General features: G+C 40.5%; 25 protein-coding genes. 17 read left to right on the forward strand and 8 right to left on the reverse strand.

The genetic code is table 11. The features are described 5' to 3' along the window. The first annotated feature begins 92 nt into the window (after positions 1-92). A complete protein-coding gene (locus SGI74_07440) occupies positions 93-797 on the forward strand; it encodes an SIMPL domain-containing protein (protein ID MDZ4677331.1) in 705 nt (234 codons plus the stop codon). Positions 798-799: 2 nt separating this feature from the next. Here SGI74_07440 and SGI74_07445 read toward each other — a convergent pair whose 3' ends face one another. Further along, positions 800-1675 (reverse strand): hypothetical protein, encoded by an 876-nt coding sequence (locus tag SGI74_07445; GenBank protein ID MDZ4677332.1) that lies wholly within the window; start codon positions 1673-1675, stop codon positions 800-802. Between the two features lie 170 nt (positions 1676-1845). Between SGI74_07445 and SGI74_07450 the strand changes: the two genes are divergently transcribed. Then, complete coding sequence (locus tag SGI74_07450) at positions 1846-2040, forward strand: hypothetical protein (protein ID MDZ4677333.1); 195 nt, start codon at positions 1846-1848, stop codon at positions 2038-2040. Between the two features lie 77 nt (positions 2041-2117). Here SGI74_07450 and SGI74_07455 read toward each other — a convergent pair whose 3' ends face one another. Continuing rightward, positions 2118-2615, reverse strand: a complete 498-nt coding sequence (locus SGI74_07455) for a hypothetical protein (protein MDZ4677334.1) — start codon at positions 2613-2615, stop codon at positions 2118-2120. A gap of 85 nt (positions 2616-2700) precedes the next feature. Here SGI74_07455 and SGI74_07460 point away from each other — a divergent pair, with 85 nt between their 5' ends. Continuing rightward, the gene (locus SGI74_07460; GenBank protein MDZ4677335.1) at positions 2701-3672 is read left to right on the forward strand and encodes a tetratricopeptide repeat protein; all 972 of its coding nucleotides are present in this window, start codon (positions 2701-2703) and stop codon (positions 3670-3672) included. Here SGI74_07460 and ligA read toward each other — a convergent pair. Further along, positions 3667-5778 carry an NAD-dependent DNA ligase LigA gene (gene ligA, locus SGI74_07465; GenBank protein ID MDZ4677336.1) on the reverse strand — a complete coding sequence of 704 codons (2112 nt, stop codon included), beginning with the start codon at positions 5776-5778 and terminating at the stop codon, positions 3667-3669. The two genes, SGI74_07460 and ligA, sit on opposite strands and share 6 nt — an antisense overlap. A 177-nt stretch (positions 5779-5955) precedes the next feature. Between ligA and gatC the strand changes: the two genes are divergently transcribed. Genes gatC through SGI74_07495 form a run of 6 tightly spaced genes read left to right on the forward strand, consistent with a single transcriptional unit; the run spans position 5956 to position 12802 of the window. Beyond that, on the forward strand, positions 5956-6240 hold the full coding sequence (gene gatC / locus SGI74_07470; protein MDZ4677337.1) for an Asp-tRNA(Asn)/Glu-tRNA(Gln) amidotransferase subunit GatC: 285 nt from the start codon (positions 5956-5958) through the stop codon (positions 6238-6240). Positions 6241-6265: 25 nt separating this feature from the next. Then, positions 6266-7729, forward strand: a complete 1464-nt coding sequence (gatA, locus tag SGI74_07475) for an Asp-tRNA(Asn)/Glu-tRNA(Gln) amidotransferase subunit GatA (GenBank protein ID MDZ4677338.1) — start codon at positions 6266-6268, stop codon at positions 7727-7729. Further along, a complete protein-coding gene (gatB, locus tag SGI74_07480; GenBank protein MDZ4677339.1) occupies positions 7719-9155 on the forward strand; it encodes an Asp-tRNA(Asn)/Glu-tRNA(Gln) amidotransferase subunit GatB in 1437 nt (478 codons plus the stop codon). The genes gatA and gatB overlap by 11 nt, the downstream gene beginning before the upstream one ends. 4 nt (positions 9156-9159) lie before the next feature. After that, positions 9160-11457 carry an AsmA family protein gene (locus tag SGI74_07485; protein MDZ4677340.1) on the forward strand — a complete coding sequence of 766 codons (2298 nt, stop codon included), beginning with the start codon at positions 9160-9162 and terminating at the stop codon, positions 11455-11457. Positions 11458-11468: 11 nt separating this feature from the next. Continuing rightward, positions 11469-12386 carry a Ppx/GppA family phosphatase gene (locus SGI74_07490; protein ID MDZ4677341.1) on the forward strand — a complete coding sequence of 306 codons (918 nt, stop codon included), beginning with the start codon at positions 11469-11471 and terminating at the stop codon, positions 12384-12386. 56 nt (positions 12387-12442) lie between these two features. Further along, positions 12443-12802 (forward strand): DUF192 domain-containing protein, encoded by a 360-nt coding sequence (locus SGI74_07495; GenBank protein MDZ4677342.1) that lies wholly within the window; start codon positions 12443-12445, stop codon positions 12800-12802. 51 nt (positions 12803-12853) lie between these two features. Here SGI74_07495 and SGI74_07500 read toward each other — a convergent pair whose 3' ends face one another. After that, positions 12854-13621: a TRAP transporter TatT component family protein gene (locus tag SGI74_07500; GenBank protein ID MDZ4677343.1), complete on the reverse strand. Its 768-nt coding sequence runs from the start codon at positions 13619-13621 to the stop codon at positions 12854-12856. A gap of 169 nt (positions 13622-13790) precedes the next feature. On the opposite strand from SGI74_07500, the gene SGI74_07505 reads away from it, so the two are divergent. Continuing rightward, positions 13791-14981 carry a LysM peptidoglycan-binding domain-containing protein gene (locus tag SGI74_07505; protein ID MDZ4677344.1) on the forward strand — a complete coding sequence of 397 codons (1191 nt, stop codon included), beginning with the start codon at positions 13791-13793 and terminating at the stop codon, positions 14979-14981. 16 nt (positions 14982-14997) lie between these two features. On the opposite strand, the gene SGI74_07510 is transcribed toward SGI74_07505, so the two are convergent. Together SGI74_07510 and SGI74_07515 are read right to left on the reverse strand one after the other, a co-directional pair. Further along, positions 14998-15381 (reverse strand): PilZ domain-containing protein, encoded by a 384-nt coding sequence (locus SGI74_07510; protein MDZ4677345.1) that lies wholly within the window; start codon positions 15379-15381, stop codon positions 14998-15000. A gap of 185 nt (positions 15382-15566) precedes the next feature. Further along, complete coding sequence (locus tag SGI74_07515) at positions 15567-16613, reverse strand: hypothetical protein (protein MDZ4677346.1); 1047 nt, start codon at positions 16611-16613, stop codon at positions 15567-15569. Between the two features lie 313 nt (positions 16614-16926). Here SGI74_07515 and rho point away from each other — a divergent pair, with 313 nt between their 5' ends. From rho to murA, 6 genes are all read left to right on the forward strand, one after another. After that, complete coding sequence (gene rho, locus SGI74_07520) at positions 16927-18171, forward strand: transcription termination factor Rho (protein MDZ4677347.1); 1245 nt, start codon at positions 16927-16929, stop codon at positions 18169-18171. A gap of 107 nt (positions 18172-18278) precedes the next feature. Continuing rightward, the gene (rpmE, locus tag SGI74_07525; protein MDZ4677348.1) at positions 18279-18497 is read left to right on the forward strand and encodes a 50S ribosomal protein L31; all 219 of its coding nucleotides are present in this window, start codon (positions 18279-18281) and stop codon (positions 18495-18497) included. A gap of 43 nt (positions 18498-18540) precedes the next feature. Further along, complete coding sequence (locus SGI74_07530) at positions 18541-19590, forward strand: DUF1385 domain-containing protein (GenBank protein ID MDZ4677349.1); 1050 nt, start codon at positions 18541-18543, stop codon at positions 19588-19590. Between the two features lie 16 nt (positions 19591-19606). Then, the gene (gene prfA / locus SGI74_07535; GenBank protein MDZ4677350.1) at positions 19607-20671 is read left to right on the forward strand and encodes a peptide chain release factor 1; all 1065 of its coding nucleotides are present in this window, start codon (positions 19607-19609) and stop codon (positions 20669-20671) included. A 22-nt stretch (positions 20672-20693) separates the two neighbouring features. Continuing rightward, on the forward strand, positions 20694-21587 hold the full coding sequence (gene prmC / locus SGI74_07540) for a peptide chain release factor N(5)-glutamine methyltransferase (GenBank protein MDZ4677351.1): 894 nt from the start codon (positions 20694-20696) through the stop codon (positions 21585-21587). A 55-nt stretch (positions 21588-21642) separates the two neighbouring features. Then, positions 21643-22908, forward strand: a complete 1266-nt coding sequence (murA, locus tag SGI74_07545) for a UDP-N-acetylglucosamine 1-carboxyvinyltransferase (protein ID MDZ4677352.1) — start codon at positions 21643-21645, stop codon at positions 22906-22908. Between the two features lie 88 nt (positions 22909-22996). Here murA and SGI74_07550 read toward each other — a convergent pair whose 3' ends face one another. Beyond that, positions 22997-23635 carry a hypothetical protein gene (locus tag SGI74_07550; GenBank protein ID MDZ4677353.1) on the reverse strand — a complete coding sequence of 213 codons (639 nt, stop codon included), beginning with the start codon at positions 23633-23635 and terminating at the stop codon, positions 22997-22999. Between the two features lie 173 nt (positions 23636-23808). Between SGI74_07550 and SGI74_07555 the strand changes: the two genes are divergently transcribed. Beyond that, positions 23809-24168 carry a histidine triad nucleotide-binding protein gene (locus tag SGI74_07555; protein MDZ4677354.1) on the forward strand — a complete coding sequence of 120 codons (360 nt, stop codon included), beginning with the start codon at positions 23809-23811 and terminating at the stop codon, positions 24166-24168. Here the strand turns inward: SGI74_07555 and SGI74_07560 are convergent. Next, positions 24074-25732 (reverse strand): SelB C-terminal domain-containing protein, encoded by a 1659-nt coding sequence (locus SGI74_07560; GenBank protein MDZ4677355.1) that lies wholly within the window; start codon positions 25730-25732, stop codon positions 24074-24076. The two genes, SGI74_07555 and SGI74_07560, sit on opposite strands and share 95 nt — an antisense overlap. Between the last annotated feature and the right edge of the window lie 12 nt (positions 25733-25744).

A 25744-nucleotide genomic window follows, 5' to 3' on the forward strand; every position in this document is an offset into this window, starting at 1 on the left:
GATTTAGCTCCAATTTAAATAAAGAGAATATAAAGCTGTGTATATTTCTTGCACAACGATCTCCTGGGTAAATCAACACACAGGAGAAACTAATGAATATAAATAGTGGCTTTATAAAAGCATTGGCAGTTATTGCTTTAGCATTTGTTCCCGTTACTGCGTTTAGTTCAATAGATGGTATTAATGAAGCAGGCGATTTGATTATCGTCACGGGCACGGGCCAAATTGTTGTAGACCCTGATTTAGCTAATGTCGACATATCAGTCGTAACAAAAGCTACAACCGTGACCAAAGCCCAAGAGTTAAACAGCATAAGATCAAAAAATTTAGTGACGTCCGTTGTGTCTAAATTTGAACTTCAAAAAGATGATTATAGAACTACAAATTATTCAGTTCATCCTGAGTATACAACTCAAGGAAACACACAGGTTCTCACTGGATACTCTGTTACCAACTCATTCTTATTTACCCTAAGAAATCTTTTAAGACTTGGAGAGTTTCTAGATGTAGCGGGCGCTACAGGTGGCACTCATATTGGAAATATTTCTTTTGGAATATCAAATCTTAAAGAATTACAACTCCAAGCGCTGAGTCTTGCAATGAATGATGCGCGCGTTAAAGCGGATGTGATTGCTCAAACTGCAGGCCGCGCTGTGACTCGCGCTGTGAAAGTTATAGTAGACGATTATCAAGTCGAAGCTAAGCAAGTAAGGGCCGCTGACAGAAGAGAATCAACGGTGATTTATGCAGGAAAACTTTCAGTTTCGAGCAGCTTAAAGGTTGAGTTTGAATTTTAATATTAAAAATGAAACATACTTGAAAAACTAACACCTGAATAAAGTTCTTTGGTGATGGCGCCTGTATTTTTGTTGGCCAGAATCATTTCTGTACTAACAAGAGAGGCGCCAATATTTAAAAGATAAATTTCTAAAAACCCACCATAGGTAAAGCGTTGCATTTTCCATGTGCTCTGAAGGGCATTAATGTCAGATTCTAAAGTTGTCTGATATTCAACGCGTCCTCCTAAAAAATTTAATAGATAAAGTTTGGCCTCAGCCCCTAGATAAGTTGCGTAATGGGAATATGAATTTTGTGTGTTTGACCACAGGCCCGTTTGATTCATAGACATATAGCCTGCTTTTACAAGAAGACCCGTGTCTTGTGAGCTGCGACCAATGGGGCGAATTAAAAGTGCCGCACCCATTTCATTATATGTGTGTGAATTTTGAGTGGAAGGAGGTTCAACTAAAAAAGAAGTTGTTTGTGAGTAAAAACCCTCAACTCCTAAATCAATGTTTAAAGATCGAGTACGATTACCCTTAGTAAATAGATCGTCGAGTAAAAATTGAAGTCGTCCTGAAGCGCGAGTGTCTTTTCCTAATTTATCGCCATTACGCGTCACGGGCCCTGAATCTTGAGAGTATGTGAGAACAAAATCGGTATATGGCCCACTTGAGCTTCCACCACCGCGTCCGTATTTAGAATCTTGAGCGCTTGTGGCTTCTTTTTGTTTGCGAATAAAATCTAAAATGTTGAATCGTTCCGATGACCTACGGCTTTGAGTCTGGCCCACGCTTGACCCTCCACCTGCACTCGCACCCCCACCACCTTGGGTATAAGCCAGGGACGGTAAAATCAATAAAGTCGCCATAATCAATATAATTTGTCTAGACAACGAGAGCCCCCACTGTTTAATTACGCCCGATAAGCCGTCATTATACAAGGGTTGAGTTTGACGTGCCGCAAAAACAGCTGTAATTAATTGTAGTGGGTTTATAGAATTAACTTGAATCAATAACACAACGCTTTTCTAATTATTTAACTTCACCTTGAGGAGAAAAACCAATGGCAGACGTATTAGTCGTAACCAGTAAAGTAAAAAAGTATATTAAAGAAAAGGGCGATTGCAACACCAGCTCTGAGACAATCGATATCTTAAGCAAAGCAGTAGAGCGTCTTTGTGAAAAAGGTATGGAGCATGCAAAAAATGATGGCCGCAAAACCGTAATGGCGCGCGATATCATCATCGATCACATTTAATCGCGATTTAATTTAATCTATATTTTTATAAGGCACTATTTGCTTAGGTAAGTATGTGCCTTTTCTTTTGTCTAAAATTATCGAGGCATAGTTGGTGGAGCAATTGGTGGCGGTGCATCGTCTGAGTTTGGTCCTGGCGCAGTTGTTTTGGAGTCGTCTGTAGTGGGTGTTTCTGCATTATCTGATGAAGAATTTGCAGGCGCTGCGGGTGATGATTGTGGTTGAGTTGCTCTTGGTGTTTCTTTAATCACAAATCGAAGTGGGTCTTGTTTACATTTATAAGAACCATCACGCAAAATGGTGCATCGATCAGAAGCAAGTGCATCGGCAGTAACGGTAGAGCTAAGTGTTTTTGGTCGCTCGCTCAGACGATAGGCGATACATTCTTTAAGCCTTTCATTCTTGTCACAATATAATCGTTTTTTCTTTAGACACAGATCGTATTTTAAAACCTCTGTAGGAATAGACATATCAATTGGGCGTTTGCAAATCGGTATGGTGGCAGTACTTGGTTTGGTTTCAGCGAAGGCTGAATTCATCATAGAAAATATAATCAGATATACGAAAGTCCACATTGGCATCTTCCTTAGAGCATGGTCGAGCTCACTTAGTTCTGTCAACGGCCTTGTCTGAAAGGGCCATTACCGTTAGCCTAATAGTATGCCAGCTTTTCGAAGAGTCCTGATTTTGATTTTTCTCATGCTATTTGCGGCAAGTGCCTTTGCCCGCGATGAGCTTATTGAAACGGCAGAAAAACTTTATCGCTCAGGAAGAGTTCCAGAAGCAAAGCGCATGATTGCCAATTTCATTACCAATAATGAAACGGCAAAAGGGTATGTCGAAATAGGGCATCTTTATTCACGAATGCGTAAATGGCCAGAGGCGGTTCATTATTTAAGTATTGCAACAACACGAGAACCAAAAGATGCACAGATTTGGTACGAGTTGGGTTTGGCCCAACATCAAAATAAAAATGTGGATGAATCAATTGAAAGTATCAGGCGATCAATAAGTTTGAATCCTAAAAAGTCACATTCGGTTTTTGCACTTGGTGAAATTCTTGAGTATGCCCATGACCGTTATGAAGCGCGGCAAATATATATTGCTGCAATTAAAAAATTAGGTAACCAAGCAGCAATTCGGGCCAAACTTTGTTGGGTGAATTATCAAGATTCATTTTTTGCTGAAACTATTCGGCAATGTTCAAAAGCGGTTGAATTAAATCCAAAAGATGATGTGTCTTGGGGCCTACTTGGAAAAACATATTTTGACAGCCAGGTAAGAGATAAGGCTTTTAAGACTTTTAAAAAGGGTTTAAGTTTAAATCCAAACTCTGCACCCATTCACCGTGCACGTGGGCTTGTATATTTTGAAGAAAAAAGTTGGGAGCAAGCCGCAGTCGATTTGGGAAAAGCTTTTGGAATTGATCCCCTTGACGATGAAGCCGGTGTTTATTTAGCGCGCGCACTCTTTGAAACCGGTAGTTATGAACATGCACTTCCTATTTTTTCTGAAGCTTGCCGGTTGAATCGATCTTATCGATTTGATTTTTTAGCCAAGCAAAGAGATCTCATGAGAAAAAATTTAGACGAAATAGCAAGTAGGTATCAAGAGGTTTTAGACACCTTATGATTTTGCGGCTAATTTTTTAAGCTCTTCAAGTGAGATGATTTGAACACCAAGGTCTTGAGCTTTTGTGAGTTTTGAGCCTGCGTCTTCACCACATAAGAGATAATTTGTTTTCTTACTTACTGATGAACTCACGGTTCCCCCGTGAGCTTCGATAAAATCTTTTGCCTCATCACGAGACATTTCACCAAGTGAACCCGTGATTACAAAGGTCAGGTTTTCAAGTGTGGATTTTTGCTGAGTGGTTGAGTTGCTTTTTTCAGCGGCGGCTAATGTAACGCCTTGTTTTAATATGGCGCGCATCTCTTGAGAAAAAGTTTTTGACTTAATACTTTTAAGAATGCTCTGGGCAACTTTTTCACCCACCTCTTCTACATCGAGAAGTTCTTCTTCTGATGCGCTTAAAAAGTTTTCAAGATTTTTAAAGTGACGAGATAAAAGTTTTGCGGTTTGCTCTCCAACAAATCGAATTCCCATTGCATAGATGAGGCGCGCAAGGGTTGATGATTTAGAGCGATCAATACTCTCTAAAAGATTTTGGATAGATTTATCCCCCTGTCTTGGAAGGGTTTCTAATTTTTCTTTATCAAGGCGATAGAGATCAGAAAATGTTTTTACCAAGTTATTATCCACAAGTGCATCGACGATTTTATCACCTAGTTTTTCAACATTTAAAGCTCTGCGGCTTACAAAATGTTTCAGTGATTCTTTAAGCCTAGCTTCGCAAAGTAAATTCTCACAGCGAAGTACCGCTTCCCCCTCTGGTTTGACAGCCTCTACACCACAAGCGGGGCATTTTAACGGAAGTTTAAATGGTTTACTTTCACGAGGTCTTTTATCTAAGTCGACACTTACAATTTCAGGAATAACATCACCCGCTCTTTGAATAACAACGGTGTCACCCACACGCACATCTTTTCGATCTATCTCATCTTGATTATGAAGTGTGGCATTTGTAATGGTCACGCCACCCACAGTTACCGGGTGCATAATGGCAACCGGTGTGAGGGCTCCGGTTCTTCCAACTTGCACATCGATTTTTTCAATAACTGTTTTGGCTTGATCGGGCGGATATTTGGCCGCCGCTGCCCAGCGTGGGCTTCTTGCTATAAAACCTAAATCTCTTTGAAGATTAAGATCATCAACTTTAATTACAATGCCGTCGATATCGTACTCAAGTGCGTGGCGTTTTTTCTGAAGTGATTCATAATATTTAATAACTTCTTCAGCACCCTCACATGTTTTACCTAAAGGATTAACTGGAATGCCCCACTCAAGAATAAGTTTTTCTAAGGACTCATGTTTTGATGGTTTTTCTTTTGCAGCCTTTCCCCATTCGATGGTTCCAAAACCGTAAAAATATGCTCGCAGTGGTCGTGAAGCTGCGATTTTAGGATTGAGTTGGCGAATACTTCCAGCTGCCGCGTTTCGTGGATTCGCAAAGGGCTCATCACCATCTTCAACTTGTTGAGTGTTGAGATCTGCAAAATCTTTTTTAAATAATAAAATTTCGCCTCTGACCTCTAAAATTTGTGGTGGGTTTTTTGTTCGAAGTCTTAGTGGAATAGTTTTAATAGTGCGAACATTTGCAGTCACCTCTTCACCTGTGACGCCATCACCGCGCGTAAGTGCTTGAACCAACACGCCGTCTTCGTAAATAACTTCTATGGCAAGGCCATCAAGTTTTGGTTCAGCTAAATAAATGATTTTTTTCTCAGCGGGTGCATCTAAAACTTTAAGTACTCTTTGGTCAAAGTCTCTAATCTCTTCAGCTGAATATGTATTTGAAAGTGAAAGCATGGGTTGTCTGTGTGCAACTTTTTTAAACTGACTTAAGGGTTTGCCGCCAATTCGTTGAACCGGGCTATCAATACTTTTTAGCGTGGGGTAGAGCTCTTCAAGTTTTTCTAAAGCTTTTAGTAATTGATCGTATTCAAAGTCAGAAATCACGGGTCTATCGAGTGTGTGATATTTATAGTTGTGATCATCAAGATCTGAGGCTAACTGCTCCATAAGCTTTTGTGCGTCTTCGTTATGCTTCTTTGGAGTGCACTCCAAAGAAGTAATTTTTTTCAGAACTTCTTTTGAAGTCATTTGTTTTGTGGACATGCTCACCAAATAACCCAACTCTTATATTTAATCCACATTTCCCACACATTACACCGCGCGTTAAAAGCAGAAGGTGATTGATTAGATCTCTGTTTTCTTCTAGTTTCTAGTGTTCGTTTTTAAAACAAGTGCGTCGATTACAAAAAGTAACGGCGTACCTAATTGGAGGTTTTTTGTATGTCGTTGTCCGAAGAAACAATTAAAAAAATTGCTGATTTGGCGCGGTTAGAGCTTACTCCAGAAGAGCACACCCTTTATTCAAAACAACTTACAGCAATTGTTGATTTCATTTCGCAATTATCAAAAGTAAACACTGATGGCGTAGCCCCGCTTGTAACACCCACTGAAATGGCGCAATCATTTCGCGAAGATGTTGTGGGAAAAGGTTTTGAACCCGGCGCCGCTACAAGCAATGCACCCCAAAATTCTGGAAACCTCTACAAAGTGCCGCCCGTTTTATAAGAAATCGAATTAAGGAGTATAAGAAGTGGATTTGAGTGAATTAACAATTAAATCTTTACGCGACAAAGTTCGAAGTGGCGAAATCAAAGCGCGAGCTGTGGTTGAAGACTCACTTAAAAGAGCCAAAGACACACAAGGTAAGCTTAACGCCTTTATTACGATTTGTGAAAAAGAAGCGCTCCTTCGTGCTGATCAAATAGATAAAACAGTAAGTTCAAAAAAAGATCCGGGTGCACTCGCGGGAGTTTGTGTCGCCGTAAAAGATCTACTTCTCACTAAAGGTGTTAAAACAACGGCTGCATCAAAAATATTAGCAGATTTTATTCCCCCCTATTCTTCAACTGTTGTTGAAAAACTTGAAGCTGCTGGTGCGATCATAATTGGAAAAACAAATCTTGATGAGTTTGCTATGGGTGCGAGTAACGAAAACTCAGCATTTGGCCCTGTGAAAAACCCCTGGGATCTAACTCGTGTGCCTGGTGGGTCAAGCGGTGGTTCTGCAGCAGCTGTTGCTGCACGCATTGCTCCAGCCTCTATTGGCACAGACACGGGCGGAAGTATTCGTGAGCCCGCAAGTTTTTGTGGAGTAGTTGGAATAAAACCAACCTATGGAAGAGTATCACGCTACGGTGTTGTGGCTTTTGCGTCGTCACTTGATCAAGTCGGGCCCATGGCTCAAAATGTTGAAGACGCCGCATTAATGCTTGAGGTGATCTCAGGAAAAGACAAACACGATTCCACATCAGCAGATGTTTTGGTTCCTGCGTTTAGCGAAAAAATTATCGATAATATGAAAGGCCTTAAAGTTGGTCTTCCAAAAGAATATTTTGTAGATGGAATTGAACCTGAAGTTCGTAAAGCTGTTGATCAGGCGGTGAGTGTTTTAAAAGCTCAAGGTGCAGAAGTGGTTGAGGTTTCTTTGCCACTTACTGAATATGGAATCGCAGTTTATTATTTAATAGCACCTTGTGAGGCAAGCTCAAATCTTGCTCGTTATGACGGCGTACGATTTGGTCATCGCACATCAGAGGCAAAAGATATTCATGAGCTTTACAGGCGCTCACGTGGTGAAGGTTTTGGAGCAGAGCCAAAGCGTCGGATTATGCTTGGCACTTATGCACTATCAAGTGGGTACTATGATGCGTATTACAAAAAGGCCTGTCAGGTACGAAGACTTATTCGCGATGATTTTTTAAAAGCATTTTCAAAATGCGATGTAATTGCAACACCCGTTGCAACAGGCCCCGCATTTAAATTAGGTGAAAAAGCCACTGATCCACTGGCCATGTATCTCAATGACGTTTTTACTTTAAGCCCATCACTTGCGGGTATCCCCGGTTTAAGTGTGAATTGTGGTTTTACAAAAGAAGGTCTTCCAATCGGTTTGCAGCTTTTAAGTAAACACTTTGATGAAGAAAAGATCATTCGCGCCGCTTATACGGTTGAAAAACATTCTGGCTTGCCCGTAAGGAGACCCCATGGCTTTTGAAGCAGTAATTGGTCTTGAAGTTCACGCGCAATTATTAACAAACACAAAAATATTTTGCTCATGCTCTTCTTCATTTGGAGCAGGAGATAATGAAAACACATGTCCCGTTTGCACCGGAATGCCAGGAGCCCTGCCCGTTTTAAATAAGCAAGTTGTGGATTACTCAATATTGACGGGCCTCGCATTGGGTTGTGAAATTCGAGAGAACAATGTTTTTTCACGAAAAAATTATTTTTATCCAGATTTACCCAAGGGTTATCAAATTTCTCAATACGACGAACCCATTTGCATTAAAGGAAAAGTTACTTTTTTAGTAGATGGCGTTGAAAACACAGTTGGCATCACACGGGCTCACATGGAAGAAGACGCGGGTAAAAGCACTCATCATGGTGATTTTAGCCTCGTGAATCTTAATCGTAGCTCTGTCCCACTTTTAGAAATCGTAAGTGATCCTGATATTAGATCGGCAAAACAAGCGGGTGAGTATTTAAGAAACCTCAGATCAATTTTACTTTATCTTGGTGTTTGCGATGGAAACATGGAAGAAGGCAGTCTTCGCTGTGATGCAAATGTGAGTGTGCGGCCTGTAGGGCAAAAAGCTTTTGGAACACGAGTGGAGCTTAAAAATATCAATAGCTTTCGTTTTGTAGAAAAAGCTATCGAGTATGAAATTGGTCGGCAAGTAGATGCAATTGAGCAAGGGCAAAAAATTTCACAAGAAACACGGCTGTATGACCCAGATAAAAATCGCACAATGCCTATGCGATCAAAAGAAGAAGCTCATGATTATCGGTATTTTCCAGATCCAGATCTTTTAACTCTAACAGTTGATCGCGCATGGGTTGAGAAGGTGAAGGCTCGATTGCCTGAGCTTCCATTGCAAAAATTAAAGCGGTTTGTAAGTGAATATCAAATTCCTGAATATGACGCGCAAATTCTTACAACCTCTAGGCCACAAGCCGAATTTTATGAAGATGTGGTTAAACAAGGTGGAAACCCCAAAGCCGCGAGTAACTGGATCATGGGTGATCTTTTACGCATCTTAAATGAACAAAAATTAGAAATCACACAATCGCCCATTACAACAACACAACTCGCAGATCTTTTGAAGCACATGGATGCCGGAAAAATTTCCGGAAAAATCGCAAAAACAATTTTTGAAGATTTAGCTCAAAAGAAATATGTAGGTCTTAGTGTTGAAGAGATTATTCAAAAAAACAACCTCACCCAAGTAACAGACACAAAAGCTATTGAAGTTGTCATAGATAAAATCATGACAGCAAACCAAGGCCAAGTAGATCAATTTCGAGCTGGTAAAGAAAAAGTTTTTGGATTTTTTGTAGGACAAGTGATGAAAGAAATGAAGGGCCAAGGCGCCCCGCAAGTCGTCAATGATTTGTTGAAAAAGAAATTAAAGGGAGAATGACCTTATGCTTAAGAAGCTGTTAATTTTCGTTGGTGTTCTCGTGGGTCTATTTGTTTTGGCCTTGGTTTTGGTTCCGCTTTTTGTAGACGCTAATAAATTTCGTCCACAGATTGTAAAAACTGTTGAAGATAATTTGAATGCTGATCTTGAGTTGGGCAACCTTAAGCTTTCACTTTGGGGTGGTGTTAATATCCAAATTGAAAAACTTGTACTTTCAGAAAAAGGTTCACAAGGTAAGGCCATTGTATTTGCAATGACTGATGCAAAATTAAAAGTTCCTTTTAGCTCAATACTTTCTGGCAACCCATCGGTGACACTCGTTGTTCAAAAGCCCCAAATTCGAGTTGTTTCAGGCCTTGATGGTAAACTTAATGTTTCAAAACTTATGAAGCCAGCAGCTCCAGGCTCTGAGGCAGCTAAAGCACAAGAACAGGCTAAAGCTGACGCTGCTGCAGGTAAAAGCTCAGGTGGAAGTGGTGCGCTACCTGTTGAATTGAGTTTTAATATTGTAGATGGTCAAGTGACATACCTAGATGAAAAAGCAAATACTAAAACTGAAATCACAGGTTTTGATTTTGATTTGTTACGTTTTGGTGTGAACAAACCTTTTAATTTTAAAATGAAATCAAATTTAAATGTTCAACAAATGAAAGAGCTTACTCTAAAGGGTTCATTCACTCTTGAGGGTAAGGCTGGCATTTACATGGCCTCAAATGGATTTGAAAAACTAGATCTTGATGCTGATGCTGACATGACTGATCTTGTTGTTCGCTACACAACATTGATGAATAAAACTGATAAAGTTCCATTAAAGTTGGGTGTTACGCTAACAACAACTGATAAAAATTTAAAAATCACACGAGGGCATTTGCAAATTGCTGACGCGGCCGTTGATTCTGTTGGTACGATTGATAACTTTGATGCGCCAGTCGTAAATATGACCCTCACCGGAAAAAACTTTAATTTTGAACATTGGCAACAAGCCCTTGCTCCTTTGAAAGATTTCGACATGAAGGGTGGAGCTGAGTTTAATATTAAAATTTCAGGGCCTGTTTCTAAGTTGGTATTTGATGGTAAGGCAAATGTGAATAATGCCAGCCTTCAAGCACCGGGAATCGTTCCACGCGTGACTGACATGAACGCAAATCTTAATTTCACAAGTGATACGGCTGCAATTAGTAAGGCCTCACTAAAAATTGGTGCAAGTGATTTATCAATGGATGGAACGATTAGAAATTTTTCTAAGCCTGTAATCGTCGTAAATGTGAATAGTAAACTTTTAGACGTAGACAGCATGCTTCCTCAAAAAACACCTGAACAGAAAAAAGCTGATGCAGCCGCCGCAAAACAAGAAGAACAAGCGCAGCAAGCTTCGGGTCAAACGGCACCTGATGCTGAAAAATCAGCAAGTGGCCCTATTAGTGTGATGAAGAAAAATCCAACAGCGCGCGCTGTTGATTTTACGGGTCGAATGAAAGTTGCAAAAATTATTGTGAATAAGGCCGAACTCACAAGCCTTGATACAGAATTAACGTTTAAAGATCTTGTCATGGCATTAAAGAAAGCAAGTGCCAGTGCATTTGGTGGAAATTTGAATTTTAATTCCACAATCGATTTTAGAGGTGTTGACCCCACATACTCCGCAAGTGGTGATGTCTCAGCTCTTGATATAAATGCCGCGATTACAAACCAAATGCCTGTGATGAAAGATACGGTTTTGGGTAAAGTCTATAGTAAGTTTGCCGTAAACGGTTCGGGGCTTTCAAAACCTAAAGTGAAACAATCAATGAAGGGTAACGGAAATTTTAGGATCGAAAAAGGTACTTGGTCAGCTCTTAAGGCCATGCAGGGTGTGGGTGAAAAACTTAAAAGCATTCCTGGTGCAAAAGATAAATTGGGCGCTGTGGATATTTCAGGAAAATTTAAACAATTAAAATCTGATTTTACTATTTCAGATGGCAAGTTTAATATTGTCGGCATGATTGCAGATATGGAAGAAGGAAACACTGGGGTTAACGGGAATGGTTTTGTAGATTTTGATATGAATCTTTCTCTAGCTGGTAAAATTTTAATTCCCGGTGGTGGTGATGTTCCAGGAGAGCTTAAGAACAGCGACGGTAGAACAGCTATTCCCTATGAAATGGGATGCTCAGCTACTTCACCGTGTTTGAAAATGGATGGTCCTGCGCAAATTGTGGCCAAAGCCTATTTGAAAAAAGAAGGTGGAGCTGCGGTGAAAAAAGCGCTTGAAAAAATCGATAATCCTCAAGTTAAGGAATTGCTTAAAAAATTACCGTTCTAAAAAGGACTGTCATGAAAATCGCTGCGGTTGATCTTGGCACAAACACCTTTCTCTGTCTTATTGCGGAGGTGATAGGTCAATCGCCTACGCGATCGCTCAAAGTTATTGAAGACGTTGCGCGCGTTGTGCGTTTGGGTGAAAAAGTTCATGAAAATCGTGCTTTTTTACCTATTGCGCTTGAACGCGCAGCTCGTTGTCTCACAGAGTTTCAAGAGCTGATTAAAGAAAATAAAGTCGATAAAGTAATTGCCACAGCGACTAGTGCAGCACGCGATGCAACTAACGGGCATAAGCTTATTCAATTGGGTCGTGGTCGTGGGATTCCCATTCACATTATTGAGGGTCGTCGAGAGGCATCATTAAGTTTTGCTGGTGCTGTGTCTGCAGTACCCGATGCACACAAAAGAAAAATACTTGTAATTGATGTGGGCGGTGGTTCAACGGAGCTTATTTTTTCTGAAAATGGAAACACGCTTAAAGAAAGAAGTTTTGATGTGGGGTGTGTTCGCCAAACAGAAATCTATCTTAAGAAAGATCCCATTGATTTTACAGAATATGAAAACATGAAACAAGTTGTTCTTAAGGTGTTAAAAGAATATGGGCGTGTTGATCCAGATCTTATTATCGCAGTTGCCGGTACACCCACTACTTTAGCGTGCATTGATCAAAAAATTTCTTTTGATGACAGTAAAGTTGAGGGGCATGTTTTGACAAAATCACGTATTCAAGAACTTGCTAAAGAATTAGGGAGCCTTACTTTAGAAGAAAGAAAAAAGGTAAAAGGCTTAGAGCCGTTGCGAGCCGACGTTATAGTCGCAGGTTGTGCACTTCTTGAGTGTGGTCTTGATGTTGCTCAGCAATCAGAACTTCGCGTTTCGACTAGAGGGCTTCGTTACGGTGTTGCTTTGAATTACGAGAGTTTCAAGTGATTCCATTCCTGCTATTATTTTTTATTGCCGACGTACATGCAGATTTAATATTCAAAATGAAAAAAATAACGTTAAATCAAACAGAATTACTGGTTGAAGTGGCTGATAATCCAGAGTTATCATCTCAGGGCTTAATGTTTAGAACTTCTTTAAAAGATGGAGAGGGAATGATTTTTATTTTCCCTCGTTCTCAAGAACTTGGTTTTTGGATGAAAAACACGTTGATCCCATTAAGCATCGGCTACTTTGATGAAAAAGGAATTCTTTTTCAGATCACAGATATGGAGCCGGCTAGCCCCATGGATCAAAAACCAAAAACATATTCCAGTATAAAGCCTGGTAAATACGCTCTTGAGGTGCCCAAGGGGTGGTTTGTGCGAAAAAATATTAAACTTGGCGCAAAACTAAAATTATAAATTTAATTTAATCAGAAACTTTTATAGGAAGTTGGTTTGATAAAAATTTTTTTAAAGTTTCTTTTTTAACTCTAATGCGAGTTCTCTAAATTCAGTTTGTTCAATTCTATGTTGAGGATCATCTTTCATATTTAAAACAGCCTCAATCTGTGGCCGCGCAAGATCTTTATTGCCTGTATGTTTTAGTTCTGCCTGCGCATAGTAAATGCGATTTCCATAATGTTCAGGGGCTAGAGCAACGGCTTTTTTCATATGCTCTAATGCTTTAGGAAAACTTCCAAAACTGAAGGGCCAGCCTGGTAGTTCATAATAGAGTCTTCCCATAGCTCTGTGGGCACCCGCTTGTTCAAATTTTTCATCGATACTTAAAATAATCTCTAAATGTTTTTTCATTGCAGGTGCGTTGCCAAAGGCTTTGCTGATTCCGATATCTAAGCCCTGCTTGCCAATTGCGGCGGCTTTCCAAAAATTTGCAGTTATGTTTTTTGTATTCAGTGCCAAGCTTTTGTCGGCGGCATCAATTGCTTTTTGATAGCGTTTAATGCGCTCATCTTTTTTGTCGTGATCAACAGCATAGAAAAAATTTACTCTCGATAATTGTGCGAAACACTCATCGTCTTTACCATCTGCTAAGCACACATCTTCAAGCCACTTCGATGTTTTAAGTACTTCATCCACCGCGGTTTCATGAATTTCTGCAATACGATCCACTCGTTTTAACTGGTCTAATGTCAGTGCTTGAATAGTTATTGTCTTCATGAGGAAAACAGAAAAAATAATTGCAGCAAAAGTTTTATGTACCAAGGTCTTGGTTTTCATATTCAAAAGCTCCTTTTACACACCAAAGTAGAGGATAAATCTACCATAGTAGTCAAGCCCTCGGTCTCACAATTAATTTCTATTTCGAGAGTGGCACAGAGTGTGGTTAAATAGTAATAGGAGCTTAGGAAAGGCTCACACGCTGTTAACAACACCGAAGGATTGGATCATGAGGAAGACATCAGTTGTTTTGCATTTACTCCTTTCAGCTCTGCTTTTCACAGTTGTATCTTGTAGCTCAAGCGACGAACAAGCAGAAGAAGGTTCATCTGACGTAGCAGAAGCTTCAGCAGATGACGGAGCTCCCGTCGAATCAGGCGATAGCTCAATGACAGCTGGTGGTGAGCAATCACCTCCGCCAGAATCAGCTGAGGGTGAAGTAGCTGCCGCACCTACTGACGGTGAACAACCTTCAACTGATGGAGTTGCAACAGAACAAGCGCCCACAGACTCTGCATCAACAGATACAGCCGCAGCTCCTACTGAATCAGCTCCAACTGAGACAGCTCAAAATGATTCAAACTCTGGAGATTTATTTGGAGCAGGTACAACGGATAGTTCTGGAGAACCACCGGCTCCTAGAAAAAAACTTCCGCTCACACATATTAAAGATGTGCCTTTTGAAAAAGGCGGACAATTACTTAATACAGTTTATCTCGCTAGAGAAGGCGATGACCTAGCAGGTATTAGTCAAAAACTTTTCGGCGAAGACAAATCAAAACAACTTAAAAAAGCTAATCCACATTTGAAAAAGGGTGTGAAGACGGGTGACAAAGTTTATTTCAACTCACCTACAAGACCTGACGATCGCGAAAAACTTATTACAGTATATGAAGATCAAGGTTTACCAGCATCGACTTACACCACCAAAGAAGGTGATACACTTAAGACTTTAGCTTCTGAGTGGTATGGCGCTGAAGGTTCATATCGTGAGATTTTTTCAATAAATAAAAATCTTGCTGCTCCTACTGATTTACCTCCTGGAACAGAACTTCAATACTGGCCACCAGCTGCAACAATTGCTGCTTATGGTGCGAAGCCAGGAACAGAAGTTGCACAAGCTCCACCACCACCACCAGTTGAAGAACCCGTGGTTGCAGCACCACCAACAAACACAGTGCCAACACCGGTGCCTGCGATTGGTGCAATTGACCCAAATATTCCACCCGTGTCTCCTCCCACCGATTTAAATGCTCCACCACCACCACCCATCGCAAAACGTAAAAAAGAAAAAGATGGAATGGATAAAGACACAGTTATGTATGCAGCTGTGGGCGGAGTATTACTTATTGGTGGCGGTGCATTGGTCGCAATCAGACGCAGAAATGCCCGTAAGAGCCAGGGCCTCACACAAGTTTGATTAAATTAAAATTTAATTAAGCAACTTTACTGAGAATTGATTCTAACAAGTCTTTGTTAGAAGAAGATTTTTCGGTGGCGTAATAAATAATATCATCCACGATTTGAAGATCGCGATTATTAAAAGGCTGAAATTGTAAACCAGCACCTTTATCGCCAACCCATACTACAGTAGCTACCACTTTACGTGTGCGTCCGCTTACTGATAAAAATACATGAATTTTTTCAGAGAGTTTTAAGGGTTGTTCAGTTTTAACCAGAGCACCAGTTAAAGAAATGTTACGAACTTCAGCCTTATTGGTCTGACGTGCATAATTTCTCTTAATCTCAAATGCAAGCTCGACATTAAAGCGCTGTGCAGGTGTTTCTGTTTGCTCTGTGGTGTTAGTTTGGTTTTCCATATTACGACCCTCTCCTCTAATATACTTCTCGGAGTCCCCCACAAAGACTTGATGAAAAAAGTCAAAATTTTGGCGGTATATTTCATAAATGCTATCAGGTATTTAGGCGAGTTAGACCTATGGGTAGGTAAAAAGAAACCCTCTATTGCACTTAGAGGGCCTCTGCAAGTGGTTGATTTTACACGTTATTGGAGGGTGAAATCGGCTCTATCAACTCTAAAATCAGATTCACAAATTCCATAATCAGGTGATGTTACAGTGGCTGCTAATCGGTAACGAGCAGGTGGAGTAGCATTGTTACGTGACCGTGGCGCACCTACTTCGATATGTGTAATATGTTGGGGATTTATTTGTTTCAAAACATGAATGCGACCAACTAAACCTGGAAAACTTGCAATGAGAGTTCCCGCACCTGGGTTACCAGTATTAAATCCGCTATCAAAATAAGGATTGTTTGGTTGATGGGCTGCTGGATTAGGATTTTGTCCAATTTGGAAATCAGGATTAAATCCACCCGAACCTAAATCACTATTTCCATAGTTGCCATTTCCAAAGAGGGGTTCGTTATCCCAACTTCCATTAAAACCACCGTCGATTGAAGCATTGATATCAATGTTGATGTTGCGATCACGGCGATTGCGTGAGCGATCGTCACGGTCGTCTCTTGAATCAAATCTTCGGCGTTCTCTTTCTTGAAGAGCAGCTAAGCGAGCAGACATTTCTTGTTGTTTACTTACGTAAACCATACTGGGGGAACCTTCTAATGCGAAGCGATTGATTTCAATAGTCTGTGAACCACGATTAAGTTTGTACTGAATGGGCTGGCTGTTTTTCAACATACCAATGGGAGTTACCATGACAATGTTGAGATTTCCTTGGGCATCGAAGTTCAAATTAATGTCATAAACATTGCGAGCAAAACGACCTTTTCTTCTTTCGGGTCTTGGGGAATCATACAAATCTCTGACATTGCATGATTCAAGTGATGTCTCTTCAAATGTTCTTGATTGAGCTGGCTGAACAAAAAGCGTGCGATTGCTAATGCGTCCACCAGCAATGTGTACTTGTTGAAAATTAACGGGCCCTTGACCTTGAACATTATTCCAAGGCTGACCTGTTTGTGGATTTAAACCATTATGTACACCGGGGGGCACACCTTGGCCGTTATTGTCGCTGCTTTTATTACAAGCAACGAAACCTAACGCTAAAATTACGACTACAGCAGTTTTCATTGAGGGGCGCATGTCAACTTCCTCCAAATACAAAAGGACACGTTCGAACTTAATGATATTCAACTTATGGGCCAGAGAATGACGACTTAAGGTGCAATTAGCTTGAAATGAGGGAGCTTTTTTAAAAAATCGGTGACGATTCTGAGCTTCAGTGACTGAAATTGGCTTTAAAAAGCTATTGACATTAAAGCCAATAACCGTAAATTAGGGTTGTTCCAAAGGCGAAAACCATTAACCACTTAAGAAACTAATAAGAATTTCCTGAAACAAAACCCCACACATTTTAAATCTTATTTAAGGAGCTGTTTTCCTCATGAATCTCAAAGAACTAAAAGACAAAAAGATTAGCGATCTTAATGAGCAGGCCAAATCTCTCGGTATCGAAAACGGAGCGGGGCTTAGAAGACAAGATCTGATCTTTGAAATCCTCAAGAAACAAGCCGAAAAAGGCGAAATTTATGGTGAAGGTGTTCTTGAGATTTTACCCGATGGTTTTGGTTTCTTGCGCGCTCCAGATTACAATTATCTCCCGGGCCCTGACGATATTTACGTTTCACCCTCACAAATCAGACGTTTTAACTTAAGAACTGGTGACACTGTTTCAGGTACCATTCGCCCACCTAAAGAGGGTGAGCGTTACTTTGCTCTCTTAAAAGTTGAAGTTCTCAATCACGAAGCTCCTGAAAAAGCTCGCGATAAAATTCTCTTTGATAACTTAACTCCGCTTTATCCCCAGCGACGCATCAACCTTGAGTACAAGCCTTCAAATTACTCCACTCGAATTTTAGATATGCTTGTTCCTATGGGGATGGGTCAGCGAGCTTTAATTGTCGCGCCTCCCAGAACTGGTAAAACAGTTTTACTCCAAGACATGGCAAATGCGATTTCAACGAACCATCCTGATATTGTTTTGATTGTACTTCTGATCGACGAGCGTCCTGAGGAAGTAACAGATATGCAACGTAACGTTAAGGGTGAAGTAATTAGCTCTACATTTGATGAGCCCGCAACTCGTCACGTTCAAGTTGCTGAAATGGTTATTGAGAAAGCAAAGCGTCTTGTTGAGCATAAAAAAGACGTCGTTATATTGCTTGATTCCATCACTCGTCTTGCTCGTGCGTACAACACGGTTGTACCACCATCGGGTAAAATTCTATCAGGCGGTGTTGATTCTAATGCTCTTCATAAGCCTAAGCGCTTCTTCGGGGCAGCTCGTAATATTGAAGAAGGCGGAAGTCTTACGATCATTGCTACAGCCCTAATCGATACTGGTTCACGTATGGATGAGGTAATTTTTGAGGAATTTAAAGGAACTGGTAACTCTGAGGTTCATTTAGACCGTAAACTCATGGAAAAACGTATATTTCCATGTCTTGACATTAATAAGTCAGGAACCCGTAAAGAAGAGCTCCTAGTGGGTAAAGAGACAGTAGGGAAGGTTTGGATCCTGCGTAAAGTCCTGCAGCCCATGAACGTAGTGGATAGCATGGAGTTTTTGCTGGATAAAGTATCGGCCACGAAGACTAATTCTGAGTTCATGCAAAGCATGAACGCCTAAACCCTGAAAAGGGCTTGCCAAAAGGCTCTTAGGTTTGTTAAAAACATTCTTTAATTTCGTAACGGTTTTAAAGAGTTGGCGCAAAGCGCATAATTGAGGTTTGAAAAATGCAAGATGGAATTCACCCTGAATATTACAAAGTAAAAGTAAACTGCGTTTGTGGAGCAAGTTTTGAATTGAATTCAACCAAGAAAGAATTTGGTACTGATATCTGTTCACAATGTCATCCGTTCTTCACAGGAAAACACAAACTCATGGATACGGAAGGCCGCATTGATCGTTTCCGTAAAAAATACGCTGGCAATACTGCAGCCGTCAAAAAATAAGTTTTCTCTGAGAACAACCAACTTTTTAAAACACAGCTGGTTGATGGCCACAACTATGGCCGTTGGCGGACAAGCCGTTATTGAAGGCGTAATGATGCGCTCACCAAATTCAATGGCTGTCGCCGTTCGTCGTCCAAGTGATAAAAAAATCATTGTTAAAGAATTTCAGTGGGTCAGTCTTTCTGAGAAACATCCGTTTCTTAAAAAACCAATTCTTCGCGGCATGACCATTCTTGTTGAATCAATGATGAATGGAATAAGTGCTTTAAGTTTTTCAGCAGAACTTGCCTCACTTGAAGAACAAAAAGCCGATCCAACAAAACAAGCAGATAATAAATCTGAAGCGCTGACAAAGGGCGCTATCGTTGCAAGTATCGTGGTGGCTTTTGGAATGGGAATTTTCATGTTCGTAGTACTCCCGCATTTACTCACAGAGCTTTTTGGAAGATTTTTTCTAAATTCATTAGCTGTTGATACGTTTTCTTTTCATTTCATTGATGGACTCATAAAGATGTCGATTTTTATTGGGTATGTCATGGCCATTTCATTAATGAAAGATATCAAGCGCGTTTTTCAGTATCACGGTGCTGAACATAAAAGTATTTTCGCTTTTGAAAAACAATTACCATTAGTTATTGAAAATGCTCGCATTCAATCAAGATTTCATCCGCGATGTGGAACCAGTTTTATTTTAACTGTCATTTTAGCGTCGATACTTATTTTTAGTGCTGTGTTTCCACTTTTACCGCGCCCTGATCTTTCGCCTGTTTTGACAAGTCTATTGTTTGCATTAATCAAAATTCCATTGATGCTCCCCATTGTTGGATTGTCATATGAATTTATTAAGCTCATGGGTAGTGATTCATGCCCAGCATGGTTAAAAACATTAAGTAAGCCTGGGCTTTTTATGCAAAATCTCACAACACGTGAACCTGATGATGAGCAAATTGAAGTAGGTCTTGCTTCTCTCAAGGCATGTTTGTGGAGAGAAGAGAATTTATCGAAAGATCCTAAAAAGAAACGTGAAAGTTTAATTGAATTTGAATCTATTTCTTCACCTGTTTTTGAACAGCGTCTCGCTGAACAAGCCTAGCTCATGGAAACTTTGAATGTTTAAAAAACTACACGTCTTTGAGGCGCGCTATACTGAGCTGGGTTCACTTTTATCTGATCCTAATGTTACGAGTAATCCAAAAACATATACGGCTTATATGAAGGAGTACGCTTCACTTCAAGAGTTGGTGGATTCTTATCGCGAGTATAAAAAAATTAAATCCGATTTTGAATCTACAAAACTCATGATGGATACAGAAAAAGATCAATCGCTTCAAGAGATGGCAAAACTTGAACTACCAGGCATTGAAGCAAAACTACACAAGCTTGAGGCAGAATTAAAACTTCATCTTCTGCCAAAAGATCCAAACGATGATAAAAATATTTTTGTAGAGATTCGATCGGGAGCTGGTGGTGATGAGGCCGCTTTATTTGTTGAATCGCTTTATACAATGTATATGAAGTTTGCGCAAAAAAATGGTTGGCAAATTGAAATGATGTCCATGGCCCCTGGTAACATGGGTGGATTTAAAGAAATTATCATGGGCATTAAGGGCAAAAAAGTATTTAGTAAGCTTAAATACGAAAGTGGTGTTCATCGAGTTCAGCGTGTTCCAAAAACTGAAACACAAGGTCGCATTCACACATCAACAGTTACTGTGGCTGTTTTACCCGAAGTTGAAGAGGTTGATATTAATATTAACCCCTCAGATTTAAAAATCGATGTTTTTAGAAGTGGTGGCCCTGGAGGGCAAAGTGTTAACACGACTGACTCTGCTGTTAGAGTAACTCACGTTCCTTCGGGTGTGGTTGTTGTCTGCCAAGATGAGAAATCACAAATTAAAAACAAAGCTAAAGCACTTAAAGTTTTATATGCACGCATGTATGATGCTGAAATTCTTAAAGCGCAAAATGAATTATCTTTTCAAAGGCGCGGGCAAATTGGCACGGGTGATCGCAGTGAGCGAATTCGCACGTATAATTTTCCACAAGGTCGTGTGACGGATCACCGCATTGGTCTTACGCTTTATCAAATAGATAAAGTGATCGCTGGTGATCTTGAAGAAGTGATTGAGCCGTTAATTGCACATCACCAGTCTGAAGCGTTAAAGAGTCAATGATGACTGTTATGAGGGTGTTTAATTGAGTACTGCTGAAGCATGGACAATTCAAAAAATCATTGATTGGACGACTAAACATTTTGTCTCAAAAGGCATTTCATCAGCGCGTCTGGATACTGAGCTTTTACTTGCGCGAGCACTTAGTTGTCGTCGATTAGATCTTTATCTCAAATTTGATCAGCCGCTTAAAAATGAAGAGCTCAGTACTTTTAAAGAAATGGTAAAGCGTCGAAGTCAAAAAGAACCGGTTGCATATATTCTTGGTGAAAAAGAATTTTACGGCCGTGGTTTTTCTGTTGGCCCTGGTGTTTTGGTTCCAAGGCCAGAGACTGAGCATTTGATTGATGAAGTTCTAACTTGGGTGAAGCAAGGTGGTTTTACTTACAACGAACTTCGCATTTTAGATGTAGGCAGTGGTTCAGGTTGCATTGGTTTAACATTAGCAGCGGAACTTCCAAATGCCCGTGTAGTTTTATTAGATAGTTCACAAGTCGCGTGTAGTTTTACAGAAAGTAATGCACTTAAGCTTGGTGTTTCTGAAGTCGTTGAAGTTATTAATCAAGACTTTGAGAGTTATGCACAATCCACAACAGAGCAGTTTGACATTGTGGCTAGTAATCCCCCTTACATTGGCACCCTAGTTAAGTCTGAACTGCAAGAAGATGTGCGTCGCTATGAGCCAGAACAAGCACTCTTTGGTGGAAGTCGAGGTGATGAACTTATAAATCGCTGGATGCCTTCGTACATTAAACTTTTAAAACCATTAGGACTTTTAGTTTTTGAAATTGGCTCAGACCAAGGTGAAGTTGCTAAAAAAATTCTGGCTGATTCAAAAGATCTAGACCAGGGCCGCTTGGCCGCAGATTATTCTGGCCACCCGCGAATCGTGCGTGCCATCAGAAAAGAAAATCTGTAAAATAAACATATAAAGTGTGAATTGCAGCACCAGTACAACAACAAGGTAAAATAAAATGGATAAAATCATAGTTGAAGGTGGTCACGTTCTTGAAGGGACCGTTCGTGTGAGTGGTGCGAAAAACTCAGCACTTCCCATATTGTTCGCCTCACTTCTGGCTTCAGGAAAACATACATTTAAAAATGTTCCCCATCTTAAAGATGTGGAATCAACATTAGAACTTTTGGGAAGTCTTAATTGCAAAACTTCATTAGCTGACAACACAGTTATTATTGAAAGTGAAGAAGCAAAAAATCTTGAAGCACATTATGATCTTGTTCGAAAAATGAGAGCCAGCGTTTTATGTCTTGGCCCACTTATTTCTCGCTACGGTTTCGCGCGCGTGAGTCTTCCGGGAGGTTGTGCCATAGGTGCGAGGCCCATTAATCTTCACCTTGAAGCTTTAGAAAAAATGGGCGCGACTATTAAAATTGAAGAGGGTTATGTCGAAGCCACGTGTAAGAAACTTCAAGGCACGACTATTATTTTTGACACAGTAACTGTTACGGGAACTGAAAACATAATGATGGCCGCTGTTTTGGCCGAGGGTACAACTCTTTTAGAAAATGCTGCTAAAGAGCCAGAGATCGTAGATCTTGCTGAGTATCTCAATAAAATGGGCGCAAAAATCACAGGTCATGGCACAAGCATTATCACTATTAAAGGTGTGGGAAGTCTTAAGGCTACACAACACGAGGTGATGCCTGATCGTATTGAGGCGGGCACACTTGTGATTGCGGGTGCCATCACAGGTGGTGAAGTAACGGTTGAAGGGTTTAACCCGGTAATTATTGAATCACTTATTATGAAGCTCTCTGAAATTGGATTTAAAATTCAATCACTCACTGGGAAAGCTTCGGGCGTTCGTGTTTCATCATCCGGAAAATTTTTCCCCGCTACCGATATTACAACCCAACCATATCCTGGTTTTGCCACAGATCTTCAAGCGCAGTTCATGGCATTAATGTGTGTTGCTCAGGGGACAAGCATTATTACTGAAACTATTTTTGAAAATCGATTTATGCACGTAACAGAACTTTCACGATTAGGCGCAGATATAGCACCAAAATCAAGAGTAGCGATCGTTCGCGGAAAACCAAATGGCCTCACCGGCGCGCCAGTAATGGCAACCGATCTTCGAGCCAGCGCTTCACTTGTGCTTGCAGGTCTTGTGGCAAAAGGAAAAACCCAAGTCAGTCGCATTTATCATTTAGATCGCGGCTATGAAAACCTAGAAAAGAAACTTCAAAGCTTAGGCGCATCGATTCAGCGAGTTCCTTAAATTTTGTCGGAGGGCATAAAAAAACCGTCTCAGTTTCGATGGGGATGGAGCCTGAGACGGCTAACTTCAATACAAAACAGGGGATTGGTTACTTGAGTGCTGCGCTGACACTCATCGGAACGATGGCTGGGGAGCCATTGTTCTGAACAACAACATAACCGGAAATTCTTACGAGGTTACCTTGGAAGTGCTCAAGAGGTAATCGAGGGGCGATTACCTGAAGTGTTTCACTGCCATTTTTAATAACGTATCCGCGATCTGTGTAGTAGGCTAAGTTGCCTTTAAAACTTTGTTTTAAGGAAGTTAGTTCCTCATCTTCTTTTTTTACATGTGGAGCTGTGTACTTAAGATTAACCTCTTCGCCGACATAATTTTCAAACTCTAATGTATATGTGCGGCCGGGAATCGCGCGAACAGATTGTAAGTCATAAACTAAATCGAAATCTTGAATGACTTGTGCGCAAATTCCAGTGTTAGGTACTGTTAAAACTGCGAGTTGTATAACGTGGGAATACGCATCTACTTTAAGTATTCGTACCAAAGCTTTTTCATGACACGGATTCGGCGCTGTTGCATGAATTGAGAGAACACCTCGTTCAGCATCTAATTTAACACTCTCTATATGTGCAGTGCCGTGATCGACTTTGTGGTCTGCAGCCTTTGCGAAGCCTGAGATTGCTAGTACGGTTGCGATATAAACTAAGATCAATATTCTTTTTGTTGCCATTTTCTTTACCCTCACGGGTACTCACTAGAGCAACCGCTGTGCCAATAATTTACACACTTAATGAAGAATTTATTTGATTTGGCGCGTGACGCACTGCTTTAGTGGTTCCAGAGTTGGTTTGAATTAAACTTGTGCCTAGTTTCAATTTGGAACTTTGCACGCACGGAGGACCCATGTCGGAACTAGAGAATTGTCTGTTTTGCAAGATCGTGAAAGGGCTGATTCCCTCTCAGAAGGTATATGAAGATGAGAAGATCCTAGCGTTTAAAGACATCTCAGCTCAAGCCCCCATTCATTATCTTTTTATTCCAAAGAAGCACTACCAAAGTCTTGCGGATGTACCACTTAGTGAAATGTCAATAATGACGGAGCTCTTCACAGCTATGCGTAAGGTTGCTGATCAAGAGGGTGTTTCTGTAGGTGGTTTTCGAAACGTTATTAATACCCGGAAACAGGGTGGCCAGACTGTGGACCATCTGCACGTGCACCTGTTGGGCGGACGCTTAATGGGGGGGGATATGACGGGAGCTTAAAAGGTTTTCTCACCAACTCTTTTCTAAAAGTAAAATGCAGGCGATCACAAAACTCTAATAAATGAATGAAATGCTTGCGGCCAATTTTAAAAAAGTCACGAGCATGATCAAGGGTGAGTTCTTCGTGTTTTTGAAAGTGAGATTCAAGCCAATTTAAAAGTTCATTGTAATGATCATTATGTAAAAAGTGATTTGCCTTCACATGTTTTACAAAATGAGCCTTCACTAATGTATGGGCTCGATCTAGTTCATCTTCTTTAACAAAACCTTCCCATTTTTTTTCTTCTAGTTCACGAAGAAGTCTTTCATCAATCATTTTGGGTTTTTCGGGTTTCACTTGTGGAATATTTTTTCGAAATAGATCGACGTATTGTTTTACTTCTTCATTGGGTAGGCCAAGTCGTAATGCCCAATCTTCAAGATCATATTTTTCTGAGCCTTCACTCTCACGACACCATTTAATAAACTCACGTGTATCTTGTGGTGGTGCGCTTTTAATTTGTCTAGTTGGAAGATACGCATCAAGTACATTACCCGCGGCAACTGTTTGGCCAAGACCTTCGATTCTCTCAGGTAAACGAACCACGAGTTTATCACCACGCATAATGGGTGCTGGCATTTCTAGATACGCGCGCCAAAAACCTTTGGGGTGTAATCGTAATTTTGCTTGTAGGCATAAGGTGCCCACTTGAATTGTAGCTGTGAATTGTTTTTTCTGTTCAATCGCCCAATCGAGATTAAGCGCAAGGCTTCGTGCAAGGGGAGGTAGTTTTTCTTGAAATAATAAAACACTTCCACGCGGAACTTCTTCGGGTGAAACGCCATCTAAACCAAAAGCTACTCTACCCGCTGTTAACCATTTCTGTGGAGCAAAGTGTTCATGTCTTATGGTCTTAACAACTACGGGGCGTGGCTTTTTATTATTTGAGAGCCAAATAAGGCCGCGAGTTCCTGTTTCAATTTCACCCTCAGAAAATGAACCAGTAACAATAGAGCCCGCACCGTTGATGGTGAATATACGATCAAGAAAGAAGCGGTTATAAAAATGATTTGTGATTTGGCGAATTGGTTTAAAAAAAGTTTTTATTTTATTAATAGCATCGTGACGCGGAATATGATGAGAGACCAAAAGAAGTTCAGTTCTTACGTCGGGTAAAAAAAGCTTTTGGGCTTGTTCATATATTTCACTGGCTTGGTACTGAGCATCTTCTTTGGTGTCGGTGAGATCAGTTTTTGTCACAACGATCATGACTTGTTTTGTGCCTAGCCAATTTAGAATGCGAATATGCTCTAGGGTTTGTTCTTGGATTCCTTCATTCATTGCGATGATCAGACAGGCGCCGTCTACAGCACTTTGTCCAGCTACGAGGTGTTTAATGAAACTTTCGTGACCGGGACAATCAATAAATGAAATTCCAGGCACAGAAGCAAAACCAAGGTCTAGTGTCATGCCGCGAGTTTTCTCTTCGGGCAGACGATCGGGATCAAGGCCAGTTAGATATTTAACAAAGGTAGACTTACCATGATCAACGTGACCCGCTGTGGCAAGTATTAGGGATCTCACAACAATCATTGA

The organism is Oligoflexia bacterium (genome assembly GCA_034439615.1).
Classification (GTDB): domain Bacteria; phylum Bdellovibrionota; class Bdellovibrionia; order JABDDW01; family JABDDW01; genus JAWXAT01.

Excerpts from the sequence above, each read along its gene's own strand:
- SGI74_07440 (MDZ4677331.1), top strand. The coding sequence starts at position 93 with ATGAATATAAATAGTGGCTTTATAAAAGCATTGGCAGTTATTGCTTTA.
- SGI74_07450 (MDZ4677333.1), top strand. The coding sequence starts at position 1,846 with ATGGCAGACGTATTAGTCGTAACCAGTAAAGTAAAAAAGTATATTAAA.
- SGI74_07455 (MDZ4677334.1), bottom strand. The coding sequence starts at position 2,615 with ATGTGGACTTTCGTATATCTGATTATATTTTCTATGATGAATTCAGCC.
- SGI74_07460 (MDZ4677335.1), top strand. The coding sequence starts at position 2,701 with ATGCCAGCTTTTCGAAGAGTCCTGATTTTGATTTTTCTCATGCTATTT.
- ligA (MDZ4677336.1), bottom strand. The coding sequence starts at position 5,778 with ATGTCCACAAAACAAATGACTTCAAAAGAAGTTCTGAAAAAAATTACT.
- gatC (MDZ4677337.1), top strand. The coding sequence starts at position 5,956 with ATGTCGTTGTCCGAAGAAACAATTAAAAAAATTGCTGATTTGGCGCGG.
- gatB (MDZ4677339.1), top strand. The coding sequence starts at position 7,719 with ATGGCTTTTGAAGCAGTAATTGGTCTTGAAGTTCACGCGCAATTATTA.
- SGI74_07485 (MDZ4677340.1), top strand. The coding sequence starts at position 9,160 with ATGCTTAAGAAGCTGTTAATTTTCGTTGGTGTTCTCGTGGGTCTATTT.
- SGI74_07490 (MDZ4677341.1), top strand. The coding sequence starts at position 11,469 with ATGAAAATCGCTGCGGTTGATCTTGGCACAAACACCTTTCTCTGTCTT.
- SGI74_07495 (MDZ4677342.1), top strand. The coding sequence starts at position 12,443 with ATGAAAAAAATAACGTTAAATCAAACAGAATTACTGGTTGAAGTGGCT.
- SGI74_07500 (MDZ4677343.1), bottom strand. The coding sequence starts at position 13,621 with ATGAAAACCAAGACCTTGGTACATAAAACTTTTGCTGCAATTATTTTT.
- SGI74_07505 (MDZ4677344.1), top strand. The coding sequence starts at position 13,791 with ATGAGGAAGACATCAGTTGTTTTGCATTTACTCCTTTCAGCTCTGCTT.
- SGI74_07510 (MDZ4677345.1), bottom strand. The coding sequence starts at position 15,381 with ATGGAAAACCAAACTAACACCACAGAGCAAACAGAAACACCTGCACAG.
- SGI74_07515 (MDZ4677346.1), bottom strand. The coding sequence starts at position 16,613 with ATGAAAACTGCTGTAGTCGTAATTTTAGCGTTAGGTTTCGTTGCTTGT.
- rho (MDZ4677347.1), top strand. The coding sequence starts at position 16,927 with ATGAATCTCAAAGAACTAAAAGACAAAAAGATTAGCGATCTTAATGAG.
- rpmE (MDZ4677348.1), top strand. The coding sequence starts at position 18,279 with ATGCAAGATGGAATTCACCCTGAATATTACAAAGTAAAAGTAAACTGC.
- SGI74_07530 (MDZ4677349.1), top strand. The coding sequence starts at position 18,541 with ATGGCCACAACTATGGCCGTTGGCGGACAAGCCGTTATTGAAGGCGTA.
- prfA (MDZ4677350.1), top strand. The coding sequence starts at position 19,607 with ATGTTTAAAAAACTACACGTCTTTGAGGCGCGCTATACTGAGCTGGGT.
- murA (MDZ4677352.1), top strand. The coding sequence starts at position 21,643 with ATGGATAAAATCATAGTTGAAGGTGGTCACGTTCTTGAAGGGACCGTT.
- SGI74_07550 (MDZ4677353.1), bottom strand. The coding sequence starts at position 23,635 with ATGGCAACAAAAAGAATATTGATCTTAGTTTATATCGCAACCGTACTA.
- SGI74_07555 (MDZ4677354.1), top strand. The coding sequence starts at position 23,809 with ATGTCGGAACTAGAGAATTGTCTGTTTTGCAAGATCGTGAAAGGGCTG.